The sequence below is a fragment of the uncultured Dialister sp. genome (genome assembly GCA_900314595.1).
Classification (GTDB): Bacteria; Bacillota; Negativicutes; order Veillonellales; family Dialisteraceae; genus Dialister.
On sequence record OMVW01000046.1, the window covers coordinates 1 to 11,119 of the forward strand.

At 48.9% G+C, this 11,119-nt stretch carries 15 protein-coding genes, 1 tRNA gene, 1 riboswitch and 2 other annotated features; of the genes, 8 read left to right on the top strand and 8 right to left on the bottom strand.

Annotation, left to right across the window (positions count from 1 at the left end; translation table 11 throughout):
- The 3 genes from QZN42_RS08985 to QZN42_RS08995 form a co-directional block, all read left to right on the top strand.
- The coding region (locus QZN42_RS08985; RefSeq protein WP_296956783.1) for a hypothetical protein at positions 1-416 on the top strand (416 nt) is incomplete at its 5' end.
- A 283-nt stretch (positions 417-699) separates the two neighbouring features.
- Positions 700-775: transfer RNA gene (locus tag QZN42_RS08990), tRNA-Ala, on the top strand.
- Between the two features lie 239 nt (positions 776-1,014).
- Positions 1,015-1,629: a PIN domain-containing protein gene (locus QZN42_RS08995; RefSeq protein ID WP_296956786.1), complete on the top strand. Its 615-nt coding sequence runs from the start codon at positions 1,015-1,017 to the stop codon at positions 1,627-1,629.
- Positions 1,630-2,013: 384 nt separating this feature from the next.
- Here the strand turns inward: QZN42_RS08995 and QZN42_RS09000 are convergent, their stop codons facing one another.
- From QZN42_RS09000 to QZN42_RS09010, 3 genes are all read right to left on the bottom strand, one after another.
- Positions 2,014-2,160, bottom strand: a complete 147-nt coding sequence (locus tag QZN42_RS09000; protein ID WP_296956789.1) for a hypothetical protein — start codon at positions 2,158-2,160, stop codon at positions 2,014-2,016.
- A 12-nt stretch (positions 2,161-2,172) separates the two neighbouring features.
- On the bottom strand, positions 2,173-3,030 hold the full coding sequence (locus tag QZN42_RS09005) for a transporter substrate-binding domain-containing protein (RefSeq protein ID WP_296956792.1): 858 nt from the start codon (positions 3,028-3,030) through the stop codon (positions 2,173-2,175).
- Between the two features lie 63 nt (positions 3,031-3,093).
- Positions 3,094-3,332: a binding site (T-box leader), on the bottom strand.
- A 21-nt stretch (positions 3,333-3,353) separates the two neighbouring features.
- Positions 3,354-3,494, bottom strand: coding sequence for a hypothetical protein (locus tag QZN42_RS09010; RefSeq protein ID WP_296956795.1), 141 nt, complete (start codon positions 3,492-3,494; stop codon positions 3,354-3,356).
- 40 nt (positions 3,495-3,534) lie between these two features.
- Positions 3,535-3,775, bottom strand: a binding site (T-box leader).
- A 188-nt stretch (positions 3,776-3,963) separates the two neighbouring features.
- Here QZN42_RS09010 and cbiM point away from each other — a divergent pair.
- The 5 genes from cbiM (at position 3,964) to QZN42_RS09035 (ending at position 8,041) form a co-directional block, all read left to right on the top strand.
- Entirely contained in the window at positions 3,964-4,950 is a 987-nt protein-coding gene (cbiM, locus tag QZN42_RS09015) for a cobalt transporter CbiM (RefSeq protein ID WP_296956797.1), read from the top strand.
- Positions 4,951-5,058: 108 nt separating this feature from the next.
- The gene (locus tag QZN42_RS09020; RefSeq protein ID WP_296956801.1) at positions 5,059-5,862 is read left to right on the top strand and encodes an energy-coupling factor transporter transmembrane component T; all 804 of its coding nucleotides are present in this window, start codon (positions 5,059-5,061) and stop codon (positions 5,860-5,862) included.
- Complete coding sequence (locus tag QZN42_RS09025; RefSeq protein WP_296956805.1) at positions 5,859-6,518, top strand: ABC transporter ATP-binding protein; 660 nt, start codon at positions 5,859-5,861, stop codon at positions 6,516-6,518. The genes QZN42_RS09020 and QZN42_RS09025 overlap by 4 nt, the downstream gene beginning before the upstream one ends.
- 189 nt (positions 6,519-6,707) lie before the next feature.
- Positions 6,708-7,415: a hypothetical protein gene (locus tag QZN42_RS09030; RefSeq protein ID WP_296956809.1), complete on the top strand. Its 708-nt coding sequence runs from the start codon at positions 6,708-6,710 to the stop codon at positions 7,413-7,415.
- A gap of 242 nt (positions 7,416-7,657) precedes the next feature.
- Positions 7,658-8,041: a rhodanese-like domain-containing protein gene (locus QZN42_RS09035; RefSeq protein WP_296956812.1), complete on the top strand. Its 384-nt coding sequence runs from the start codon at positions 7,658-7,660 to the stop codon at positions 8,039-8,041.
- 114 nt (positions 8,042-8,155) lie between these two features.
- On the opposite strand, the gene QZN42_RS09040 is transcribed toward QZN42_RS09035, so the two are convergent.
- The 5 genes from QZN42_RS09040 to QZN42_RS09060 all read right to left on the bottom strand — a co-directional run bounded on the left by QZN42_RS09040 (position 8,156) and on the right by QZN42_RS09060 (position 10,623).
- Positions 8,156-8,341 (bottom strand): hypothetical protein, encoded by a 186-nt coding sequence (locus QZN42_RS09040; protein WP_296956815.1) that lies wholly within the window; start codon positions 8,339-8,341, stop codon positions 8,156-8,158.
- Between the two features lie 47 nt (positions 8,342-8,388).
- Positions 8,389-8,673, bottom strand: a complete 285-nt coding sequence (locus tag QZN42_RS09045) for a hypothetical protein (protein ID WP_296956819.1) — start codon at positions 8,671-8,673, stop codon at positions 8,389-8,391.
- 110 nt (positions 8,674-8,783) lie between these two features.
- Positions 8,784-9,482, bottom strand: a complete 699-nt coding sequence (locus QZN42_RS09050; protein ID WP_296956822.1) for a thiamine phosphate synthase — start codon at positions 9,480-9,482, stop codon at positions 8,784-8,786.
- Entirely contained in the window at positions 9,479-9,790 is a 312-nt protein-coding gene (locus QZN42_RS09055) for an MTH1187 family thiamine-binding protein (protein WP_296956824.1), read from the bottom strand. Before QZN42_RS09055 ends, QZN42_RS09050 begins: the two co-directional genes overlap by 4 nt.
- A complete protein-coding gene (locus tag QZN42_RS09060) occupies positions 9,787-10,623 on the bottom strand; it encodes a hydroxyethylthiazole kinase (protein WP_296956826.1) in 837 nt (278 codons plus the stop codon). Before QZN42_RS09060 ends, QZN42_RS09055 begins: the two co-directional genes overlap by 4 nt.
- Positions 10,624-10,687: 64 nt before the next feature.
- A riboswitch (TPP riboswitch) is annotated at positions 10,688-10,788 on the bottom strand.
- Between the last annotated feature and the right edge of the window lie 331 nt (positions 10,789-11,119).

Sequence of the window (11,119 nt, forward strand, 5' to 3'; positions counted from 1 at the left end):
TTACTTCTGGCAGGGTGAATAAAGGCTTATTTCCCCTATATATGATAGAAGAACTTCGATTTAGAGGTATTTTATACGCTGCTAAGTTAATGATATTGCAGTTAACATGTCCCTATCAGAGGAAAAAATGCATCACCCTGATTAATAAACGTATTAAAAATAACAATATTAATTTTATAAATCCATCCAAAAATCCAGATGATGAGAAATACCATACTTTCAATACAAATCATTTCGATTTAATTGTTAAATTCTTTCAAATCAAGGAAAATCCAAAATATTGTTATAAATATACCGGAAGTTCCCAAACATTATATACATATAGTGACTCAGCATTGGATTTCATAATGGATGAAATAAAAAAGGATCCTGCACATATCATCGAAACCATAAAAGGCAAATTAAAAAAGAGCTAACCCCAGGGGCAAAGGAATTCTAAGCATAACGCCTACTCCCATTCGGGAACCCAGCCAATTTCCTTCACGAGTTGCTCTCTTTATTTAAATTATATCAAATTCGGGAATAAAAAAAAAGATTATAATGCTCCATTCTAAAAGCATTGAATCTTTATTTCTTATGCACTAAAATAAATTTACAAGAAAAAATGGCTCTACCATTTTACGGGGATGACATGATGAATGCCGTCCCCGGTTTTATTATGTAAGAAATTTACGAACCGTGCTATAATAATATCGTCATGGGGGCGTAGCTCAGCCGGGAGAGCGTCTGCTTCGCATGCAGAAGGTCGAGAGTTCAATCCTCTTCGTCTCCACCAGGAGCGGGTATCGCAGGGTGCTCGCTTTTATCGTGCTTTTTACCTGCTTCATCGGTTACCAGGATAACGTAGATTTTTATTTTTCTTTACTACTCCCCTCTTTACTCCCTTCTTTTTTATTTGGCTATCCTGACGACCCGTTCTTCGGATTTCTTTTCTATCAGCCTCTTTGGCAGCAGATTATAATATAGAAAATAAAATATGTATTTTTTTATTTTCAGAAAGGAGAAGGGAATCCTATGACATTTTATCTTTTTGATACGGAAAACCCGGGAGGAAGAAATTTTATTGATGTTCTCCGGCATGCGGAACCGGAGGATGAGCTTATTCTGTTCTGCACGGAGCATACGCCTGTCAGTATATGGTGTGCAGCGCCGGAGGACGTGGAAAACATCTGCCGTCATTCCTGCAAAATAAGGGTTTATGACTGTTACGCCGGAGAGCCGCAGAAATCGGGGCTCGATTTCCAGATTGTCGCAGAGCTGGGGCTGCTCGCCGCGAAGAATCCTTTTTCCAAATTTGTCATTTTATCTGCGGATACCGGGTTTGACGTGTGTGCCGATTATCTTTCTAAAAAAGGGTATTCCGTATCCCGGTTTGACGCCTCCAGTGAAATAGTTCCCGTCCCCGGGTTGTCGAAAGAGGCAGTGGAAAAAATCGAGAGCATCAGAAGGGACCTTTTCCAGGCTGAATTACCCGCGAGCTATGCGGAATTCATTTTTAAAGCCTATAATTCCAAAGATGGAACTGTTACTCCGCAGGAAATGCTTTTCAAATTCATCGGGACCCATGAAACCACCGAATTTATGCAGCGTGTTCCCAAGGACATCCGTAAAACCTATCGTATCATCTGAAAATGTACCGATTTTTCTCATTTTTATGTCTTTTCGTGCGTGTATCCTGTCCAAAAACCATGCTTTATAATATAGGAAAGATATGGGAAAGGACTGATAAAATGAAGCGCGGAAGATTAAGTTATGAAACTTTTGTATTACTCTGCGATAAACAGCTGAGGAGAGATAGACCCGCTTTTGAAGAAAAAGATTATCGGAAATGCATGAAGGATAATATGGACGTTATAGATGAAGAATACGATCGGGCGTTAAGAGATTCGGATTTTATATATCATTTGAATGTTGCGGTATCCAATCTGATGTTACTAATCTGAGACCGCCATTTAAAAGATCATGATTCAAACGAAAAATACCCACAGTGACACAAAGTCCTGTGGGTATTTCTCATTGTTTCATTAAAGGAATCTTTTTACTATAAATAGGGGAAACACAAGATAAAAAACAGTCTTTCCGGATCTTTTTCACAATAGTTTCCTTTTCTTTTACATCACTGATGAGAGGTGCCGCCAGGGCATTTGAAATTTTTTCCATGGTATCCTCCTTTTAAGTGCAGCAGTCTTTCTTCATGGGAAGAAGGGCGATCAAATCTTCTTTATACCATTTCTTTAAAATCTTTGAGAGGGTCCCGTCTTTCTGAAGGTTCCCAAGCGTTTCCGCCAGTTCCACCACGAGGCGGGTATCTTTTTTCGATACCAGTGCATAGGTGGAGTGGATGCGGACCGGTTCCTTCAGGGGTTCAATGGAAATACCGGCCTTTTCGGCTCTTTCCGTAATTCCCTCATTATCCAGTGCAATGAGAAGGTCCCATTTCTTTTCCGAAAGACCTTTCAGCGCATCCTCTTCGCTGATATTTCCTTCCGGAACGGAGGAAAGGATATTTCCATGCTTTTCATTCCATTCATGGACTGCGTGAAGGTTCATTCCTTTAAGAGGAGCTATCTTAAGTCCTGCCCTCGCCGCATCCTCCAGATTTTTCAGATCCCCTGCCGCACCCTTTCTGACGTATACCGCAAGGGCCGAGACGCCGGTGGGATTTTCCGGAATGAAGAAATTTTCTTCCCTCTCCTTTGTCCTGTGGAAGCCGCCCACGGCGAGGAGCGCATCTCCTGCTTTGAGCTTTGCTTCAACCGAGTCCTTCGGCACGGCCTCAAATGTGAGCCTATAGTCCGGAAGCTTTTCGGAAACCGCTTTCATCACTTCGTATTCATAGCCTTGGAGCTCCCTGCCGTCCTGCCAGGCGATGGGCTTCTGGTCTGAAGGGATGAGGACGGTAACCGCCTCCTTTTCCTTTGCCGGAGCCGGCGGCGGTTTCGGTGAAGCTTTCTCACTTCCGTAGCCTCCCGCCAGGAATGCGCCTGCCAGAACAGCGGCCAGAAGATATCCCGTTTTTATATGTCTCATTTTTTCCTCCATAAAAAAATTCCCGTCCCTTCCTCCGCATCTGATTAGACAGAATACGGGTATAGAAGGGACGGGAAAAACATTTCCGCGGTTCCACCCTGATTTTCCAGCGCCATCGCTGAGGCCGGCTCTGAAGGTACGTCTGTACCTCTGCACTGTAACGGGCGTCTCCCGTGAGGCTTACTTTCATTCAGCCGTCAGGCTCTGAAAGGCACTTCCCCTTCCCTCCTGCGCCCCTTCACACCACCGGGGGCTCTCTGTGCCATTGCAGGAAAGGTACCTTCTTTCATCCTTGCCGTGATCAAGTCATTTAACTTAAAAACTCAGTCCTTCCGGACGAGATCGTCCAGATTTTCTTCGTTGTAAAATTCCGAAAAAGCGGGAGCTGCAAACCCGAGGTACAAAAGGCAGCCTGCCAGGCTCCATCTGAAATTTCTGAATTCCTTAGCAATCAGCCTGCCCATCGAAAGCTCCTCCTTTTTGGAAATAAAAAAATCTCCCGTCCAACAGGACGAGAGACTCGTGGTTCCACCTGATTTCGCATACACTTCCATGTATGCCTCATGAAGTACTTGGAAATAATCCGTATACCCTGGCACTGTATCGGGCGCTCCCGGGAAGACCTACTGCTGTTTCGGCCCGCCAGACTCAGAAATGCACTTCAGTTCCCTATCCCTGTCCGCTTTCACCTTCCGGACTCGCTTTGTGAGCTTCAGGAGCCTACTCTTTTCTTCACTGTCTTTAGTTGTGAATACTTTAACACCGGGTATCAGAATTGTCAAGAGAAAAGGACAAGAAATATTTCCATGATCTTTCCCCAAAGATTTCTTCCGGTTTCCTGTAGAAACATCCCCCACCCCCGCTTAAATGTGGATTTTTACCGTGCTATACTAACGGCACAATAAAATTTCTTTTTCAAGAAAGGATGATTCTATGCATATTCCGGAAAATTATCTCTCTCCCTCCACCTGCGGAGTCATGGGGCTTGTCATGATTCCTGTATGGGTGACGGCCATCAAGAAAGTGAAAGAGGAAATGCCCCGCGAAAAACTGCCCTTCCTTGGCATTGCGGCGGCTCTTTCCTTCCTTTCCATGATGTTCAACGTGCCCCTTCCCGGAGGAACCACAGGCCATGCGGTCGGAGGTACGCTCATCGCCATCCTCTTCGGCCCCTATGCGGCCTGTCTGGCCGTCAGTGCGGCACTGATCATTCAGGCCGTTTTCTTTGGGGACGGAGGAATCCTTGCCATCGGGGCCAACTGCTTCAATATGGCCTTCGTCCTTCCCTTCTCCGGATATTTCTTCTACCGTCTGCTGAAAGGGAAAGGACTTTCCGAGCTCGTTTCCGCGGGCATCTCTTCCTACATCGGAATTAACCTCGCTTCTCTCTGTGCAGCCATCGAATTCGGCATCCAGCCTCTTCTCTTCACCGACGCTGCGGGACAGGCGCTCTACTGCCCCTATCCGTTCTGGATTTCCATCCCTGCCATGGGCATCGGCCATCTCACCCTCTTCGGGCTGGCAGAAGTCGTCTTCACTGTGGCGATTCTCGCTTATGTGAGAAAAACTTCCCCCATCCTCTTTACCGATGACATTTCCGGTCATTCCTCTAAATCTCTCATGGCTCTTCTGGCAGTCCTCATTCTGGCCACTCCGCTGGGCCTTCTGGCAGCCGGCACGGCCTGGGGCGAATGGGACGTAGAAGAACTGGCGGAAACGCAAGATCTGGGAAGCGCCCTCGGCTATACGCCTCAGGGCATGATTGACGGATTTGAATTTGAAGCCCTCATGCCGGACTATACCGTAGCCGGCCTTCCCGATGAAGCAGGCTATATCGTATCCGCCATCGTGGGAGTGGCGCTCCTCGTCATTATTTTCAAAATTGGCTCGACCTTCCTGCCGAAAAGAGTGAGTGAATAGCCGTTACCCATTAGCTCTCATCGTCGAAACATGGTTTTCAAAAATACTAAAGGATGGAAAAAGGATTTCCCCTTTTCCATCCTTATTTTTTAATAGAAAGGAGCCTTCATGGAACTTCCTGTCTGGGCGCAGAAAGCAGAGAAATACAGTCCCAGGAATGACCGGGACTTCTTTATTTCCCACTCCCTTCTCACCCTTCTTCCCATCCTTTCAGGCCTTCGAGCCTCATCGGGCCGGCGGGCGCCGGTAGATGCGCTCTCTGCGCTTACTGTCCTTTTGGTGCTCATCATCCTCACCGTTTCCACCAGGTCCACTTTCTTCCTGTGGGCCCTCCTGGCAGGAGAGCTTGTGCTTCTGGCAGTCATGCCGGCAGAGCTTCTGAAGAAAATAATGAAAGCTTCCCTTTCTGCCGCATTTTTCTGCGCTTTAATCGTGGCCCCCTCCTTTTTCCTTGGAAACGGGCGTCACATGGTGCTTCTTCCGGCAAAGACCTTCCTCACCGTCACCGCCCTTTCGCTCCTCCAGGAAAATTTCCCCTGGAATGAGATCACCTCCGCCCTTCACCGGCTCCACGTGCCTTCCCTCATCGTTTTCATCCTGGATACGACGCTCCGTTACATCGTCCTTCTGGGAGATACGGCCGCCACACTGCTGACTGCCCTGAAATTACGGAGCGTGGGGAAAAATCCGGACAAGGCAAAAGCCATGGGAGGAGTCATGGGCGTAGTCTTCCAGAAATCCATGAAATGCTCAAAGGATATGTACGATGCCATGTGGTGCCGTGGTTTTACCGGTGACTACCCGAAGCCACTGCCGCCAGAGAAAAAATCGAAACTTCCCACCTGTATCCTTCTGGCATTCGTCCTTCTTTATATCGTCCTCTTCCTTGTGACAGAAAGGGTTCTTCCATGATCAGTCTCTCGGATATCTGCTTTTCCTATGAAAATACAACCATCCTCAATCATGTGAATGCGGAAATAGAAACAGGCACTGCCGTCCTCCTGCACGGGCCAAACGGTGCGGGAAAGACCACCCTTCTCCGCCTCCTGAACGGCCTGCTCTTCCCATCAAAAGGGACTTACACGTTTGACGGAGAAGAAATCACCTCCCAAAAACTGGAGGACCGGAAATTTGCGAAATCCTTCCACCAGCGTCTGGGCTACGTGTGGCAGAATCCGGACTCCCAGCTCTTCTGTGCGACCGTAGAAGAAGAGCTGGCTTTCGGACCGCTGCAGATGGGCCTTCCGCAGGAAGAAATAAAGAAAAGAGTCTCCGATACCATGGATCTCCTTTCCATCACCCACCTCGCAAGGCGGGCCCCCTACTCCCTTTCGGGAGGTGAGAAAAAGAGGACCGCCATCGGAGCCATCCTCACCATGAATCCAAAGGTCTGGACCTTTGATGAACCGGAAAGCTACCTCGATGAAAAAGGCCTTTCCCTCCTCTCCGAATTCCTACCGGCCCTCAAAAAAGCAGGAAAGACACTTATCATCGCCACCCATCATCCTGAAATCATGGAAGGATTCTTTGATCAGGAAATCAGGCTGGAGAAAGTTGTTAGTGGTTAGTTGTTAGTGGTTAGTTGCCAGCCATTAGCCATTACCCATTAGCCACTACCAATTCCCTGCCATGTCTCATCTCCAGATACGGCCTTTTTTATGAATTCACTAATTACGAACTGCTAAGGGCCAACTATTTCCCTCCCCCTTTACCATTTCCATCCCGTCCATTATACTTATACAAAAGGAGGCCTGAAAATGGCATTTACACTCGTCTGCCACGCCTGCGGACAGAAGCTGACTTTATTTGATATCGACGTAAAAAAGCGAAAAGGAACCATCCGCTGCACCCGCTGCGGGGCCCATATTTCCTACGATCTGGACAAAAGAAATATCCAGCAGTCCGGCTTCTGGGCCACGGAGGAACCGGTCTTTGATGCCCGGACGAAAAACAGAATGATGAAGCAGATTGAGAGGGAAGAAAAGCGGAAAACCCTCATGGAAGGGAAGGAGCAGCCGCCAGTGCTGCAGATGGAAACGAATGCATCCCACGTCCATGATTTCGACAATAACCCTTTCAGCGCCAAAGCGGGATTTGCAAAATTCGACCTCAAAACGGGCGAGATTATTTCCGATACGCCTTCCGTCAAAGGTCCGGAGCCGCCGAAGCTCCGGCAGGAAAGGAAAGATGAAATCACCTTCAAAACGGTGGACCGGAGCCATCAGAAGAGGACCATTCATGCCACGGGAAATGCCCTTCCGGATATGAAGAAGGAAGCGCCAAAGGCAGAAGGAAAGACCTTCACTCCACCGCCAAGAATCGTCACCCGCAGCGCCCATAGGAATATGCAGCTCGTCCGCCAGGCACAGGCAGCTTCCAAACCAAAAGCGCCGGTGCAGATTGCAAAGCCGAAATCTCTCTGGCAGCGCATCAAATCATTCTTCACGTTTATGAAACATTCCTGAGAGGAGGATTGTATTTTATATGTAGTCAATAAAAAAGAAAGCCTGATATTATCGAGCCTCCTACGTGAAACACCTATCCATTAAGTCTTCTTGATCAGCCGGCAATTGTATCAAAATGGCAACCTGATGTAAATGCGCTGGCGCAATCGGCATTGACATCAGGCAGCCATTTTGATGGGCCTATAGACAAGATCAAGATGAGGACTTAATGGACTATCGTCCCAGGAGGTACATATTATCCCATGCACCATTTCGCACCGCTCATTCTTGCCATACTGATTCCCGTCCTGTTCCTTGGAGGCTGCGGATCGAAAGCTTCCGATGCCTATCACAAAATCACTCCCGAAGCCGGAAAAGAAATGATTGCCAAAGGGGTTCCCTTAATTGACGTGCGGGAACCTTCCGAATACAAAAAAGGCCACATCCCCGGCGCAAAGAATATCCCCCTGGGCAATGTGGTGGAAGGAGTCTCCAAGGCCTATCCCGACAAAAAAGCGCCCCTCATCGTTTACTGCCGTTCCGGAGCCAGAAGCAAAACTGCAGCATTCAAGCTGACTGACAAAGGTTATGAAGACGTCAGGGATATGGGAGGGATTCTGGACTGGCCGTACGAAATAGAGAAGTGATCGTCTTCTGCCATAGCATACATATTTTTCAAAAACCATATGCGGATCGTGATTCGTGATTCGTTCTTCGTGATTCGTGAATGTGGGCGCCTTGAAATAATAGAGGCGCCTTTTTTATTGGAAATTTTCTTTTACGATGACTTTTGAATCGGGATTGTCGGGATTTATTTCGGGAATATCGGGGCTGTCGGTGCGGTGCGGCGCAAAATCATGAGCGGTATTTTTTATTTTTGGCCCACCTTCCCAAGTCTCCAGAAACCCCCGATACTCCCGAGACTCCCGATTCAAAAGTCCTTTCATCCTGCAGTTCCATTCATTTCAAAATGCCAGAAGTCTGGAAACCCCATTCAAAATGGCCGCCATCTTGATTTCTGGCGGCCACCTTCCCGATAATCCCCGACAATTCCCGGGACTCCCGATTCAAAAGTCCATTCATTCTGCAGTTCCCTTCCATTTCTAAAGGCCAGAAGTCTGAAAACCCCATTCAAAATGGCCGCCATTTTATTTCCGGCGGCCACCTTCCCGATAATCCCGAGAACCCCGATAATTCCCGGGATTCCCGATTCAAAAGTCCATTCATTCTGCAGTTCCCTTCCATTTCTAAAGGCCAGAAGTCTGAAAACCCCATTCAAAATGGCCGCCATCTTGATTTCTAGCGGCCACCTTCCCGATAATCCCGAGAACCCCTATAATTCCCGGGATTCCCGATTCAAAAGTTTCCTGATAATTAGTTTTTATACCTCTATTTACAGTTTTTCCACAGAGAAACCATTTCCTCTGCCGCATCAAAAGGCTTTTCCGCTCCTGCTACGGCGCTGATGCAGAAGAAGCCTTCCACGCCTGTCTTTTTGAGGTCCGGAAGGTCCTTTGCCTTGACTCCTCCGCCTACCACCACCGGCACCGGGCTGACTTTGTGAAGCTGTGCCAGTTCGTCAAAGGTCCTGGTGATTCGCCTGCCATCGGCGAGCAGACCGCTTTCCGGCTTCGATGCAGTCTCATGGAGAGGCCCTGCACCGAAGTAATCGATGTATTCCGTATCATAATGAGCCGCATAGTCGATGAGCTGCAAAGTGGGTGCGGAAAGGCCTACCACTGCATCGGGTCCAAGGAGTTTCCTGCACACTTCGGGAGGAATATCGCTCTGTCCCACATGGACGCCGTCCACTTTGATGCCCATTTCCCTTGCTGCCAGGGCCACGTCCAGCCGGTCATCCACGAGAAGGACTACGGAGTCCGATTTCCCCAGTTCTGCCAGGACTTCTGCCGCTTCCCTGCACTCTTCGATGAGTTCCCTTGCCGAAGCCACTTTAGAGCGGATCTGGACGCAGGTAAAGCCTGCCTTCACCGCATCCCTTACGATATCCTTCACCGGGCGGCCCATCGTATTTTCGGGTCCCACCACAAGGTAGCAGGAAATATCGAGCGCTTTTCTCATATTCATGATTTGCCACCTTTTTCCAGCTGTTCATTCAGCCTGTCCAGTTTGCCATCCATCATACCCGTGTATCCGGGGCGGATATCAGCCTTGAGCACCACTTCAGTGCGGATCCCGCGGTCTGCAAGGACCATGGTCGCTTTCTTTACCACAGCCATCACGTCGTCCCATTCCCCTTCGATTTCGGTGAACATGGAATTCGTCCGGCTTGGCAGGCCCGATTCACGGATGACCTGCACCACCTCCGCCACATAGGCGGAAAGTTCTTCTCCCGTGCCGCAGGGAGCGATGGCTACTGCAATCAGTGTATTCATAATCCCTCCACCATTTCCATCGGATTTTCTGCCACGTCTTCTGCAGGAATAGTATACATCTCATCAAGGAAATATTTTTCAAACGTGCCGGGGCCCTTCGCGATTTCTGCCGCCCGACTGCCGGCTGCATTGTACATATTGGTAGCCGTAAGGGCTGCGATGAAAGGCTCCGCCACTGCCGCATAGACTGCCGTCACCCCGCCCAGGGAGCAGCCGGAACCGGTGACTTTGGTGAAAAGGATGGTGCCGCCGGAAGAACGGGCCACCCTGTTTCCATCAGTGACAAGGTCTTTTTCCCCGGAAACAGCCACTGCCCCGTGAATGAAAGAAGCCAGCGCTTTGGCCGCCGGAAGAGCCGCTTCCACGGAATCCACGGAATCTACGCCCCGTCCGCCATCTTTCCTGATTCCCGCATCGAGACCCCAGAGGTTCGCAAGACCGATGATTTCCGAAGCATTGCCGCGGACAATGGAAGGCGGTGTCTCCCTGAATTCTTTGAGAAGCACAGTCCGAAGGCCGCCCAGACCGATTCCCACTGGATCCAGCACCCAAGGCTTCCCATAAGATGCCAGCGCCCTTGCCGTACGGGGCAGCGTTTCCGCATAGACAGGAAGAAGGGTACCCATATTGATGTAAAATGCATTGCAGACGGCACCGATGCCCTCCCCTTCGTCCGGAAGGTATACCATGGCCGCCGAACCGCCCGCTGCGAGCTGCGCATTGGCCACCAAATTGATAGTCACCGTATTCGTAATGGAAGGCACCAGAGGGCAGGTCCTTCTGGCTTTTTCCACGGCCGCCTTCACTTCATTTCGTATTTCCTCTAAATCCATAGCATCCTTTCCTTGCAGGAAATAAAAAACCGCTGCATGCAGCGGTACTCGGTCCTTTCATCCTTTTCCGGACATTTTTGCTCCCTACGAGAGTCTTGGCTCCATCAGGTTCAAAGGGTTTAGACCAGGTCATTCTCAACTGTAAAAGTTCCCCTGCAAATTCTAAATATAGGATAGCAGGGGAAATAAAGTTATGCAAGGGATTTTTTGCGAGAAGGATAAGTTTGGAAAATAAGGACTGCATTTTGCGGATGGCGGATTGCGGATTACGGATGGCGGGAAGGTGTACCGCTGTGCGGCACAAATATATATGGGGACTGTACACAGGCGGGTTTTAAAAGCAGAATCCCCATATAAAAAGAAATCCACCAGCATAGCTGGTGGTTCTTCACATGCGGCCACAAGGGCCTTTTATTACCGGCTGCGCGTTAACGCGCTTGTGCTTCTGTCACTTGCATATTATTGCTTGCGACCCGTGAACGGGTCAAATAAGTCC

Excerpts from the sequence above, each read along its gene's own strand:
- QZN42_RS08995 (WP_296956786.1), top strand. The coding sequence starts at position 1,015 with ATGACATTTTATCTTTTTGATACGGAAAACCCGGGAGGAAGAAATTTT.
- QZN42_RS09000 (WP_296956789.1), bottom strand. The coding sequence starts at position 2,160 with ATGGAAAAAATTTCAAATGCCCTGGCGGCACCTCTCATCAGTGATGTA.
- QZN42_RS09005 (WP_296956792.1), bottom strand. The coding sequence starts at position 3,030 with ATGAGACATATAAAAACGGGATATCTTCTGGCCGCTGTTCTGGCAGGC.
- QZN42_RS09010 (WP_296956795.1), bottom strand. The coding sequence starts at position 3,494 with ATGGGCAGGCTGATTGCTAAGGAATTCAGAAATTTCAGATGGAGCCTG.
- cbiM (WP_296956797.1), top strand. The coding sequence starts at position 3,964 with ATGCATATTCCGGAAAATTATCTCTCTCCCTCCACCTGCGGAGTCATG.
- QZN42_RS09020 (WP_296956801.1), top strand. The coding sequence starts at position 5,059 with ATGGAACTTCCTGTCTGGGCGCAGAAAGCAGAGAAATACAGTCCCAGG.
- QZN42_RS09025 (WP_296956805.1), top strand. The coding sequence starts at position 5,859 with ATGATCAGTCTCTCGGATATCTGCTTTTCCTATGAAAATACAACCATC.
- QZN42_RS09030 (WP_296956809.1), top strand. The coding sequence starts at position 6,708 with ATGGCATTTACACTCGTCTGCCACGCCTGCGGACAGAAGCTGACTTTA.
- QZN42_RS09035 (WP_296956812.1), top strand. The coding sequence starts at position 7,658 with ATGCACCATTTCGCACCGCTCATTCTTGCCATACTGATTCCCGTCCTG.
- QZN42_RS09040 (WP_296956815.1), bottom strand. The coding sequence starts at position 8,341 with ATGAAAGGACTTTTGAATCGGGAGTCTCGGGAGTATCGGGGGTTTCTG.
- QZN42_RS09050 (WP_296956822.1), bottom strand. The coding sequence starts at position 9,482 with ATGAATATGAGAAAAGCGCTCGATATTTCCTGCTACCTTGTGGTGGGA.
- QZN42_RS09055 (WP_296956824.1), bottom strand. The coding sequence starts at position 9,790 with ATGAATACACTGATTGCAGTAGCCATCGCTCCCTGCGGCACGGGAGAA.
- QZN42_RS09060 (WP_296956826.1), bottom strand. The coding sequence starts at position 10,623 with ATGGATTTAGAGGAAATACGAAATGAAGTGAAGGCGGCCGTGGAAAAA.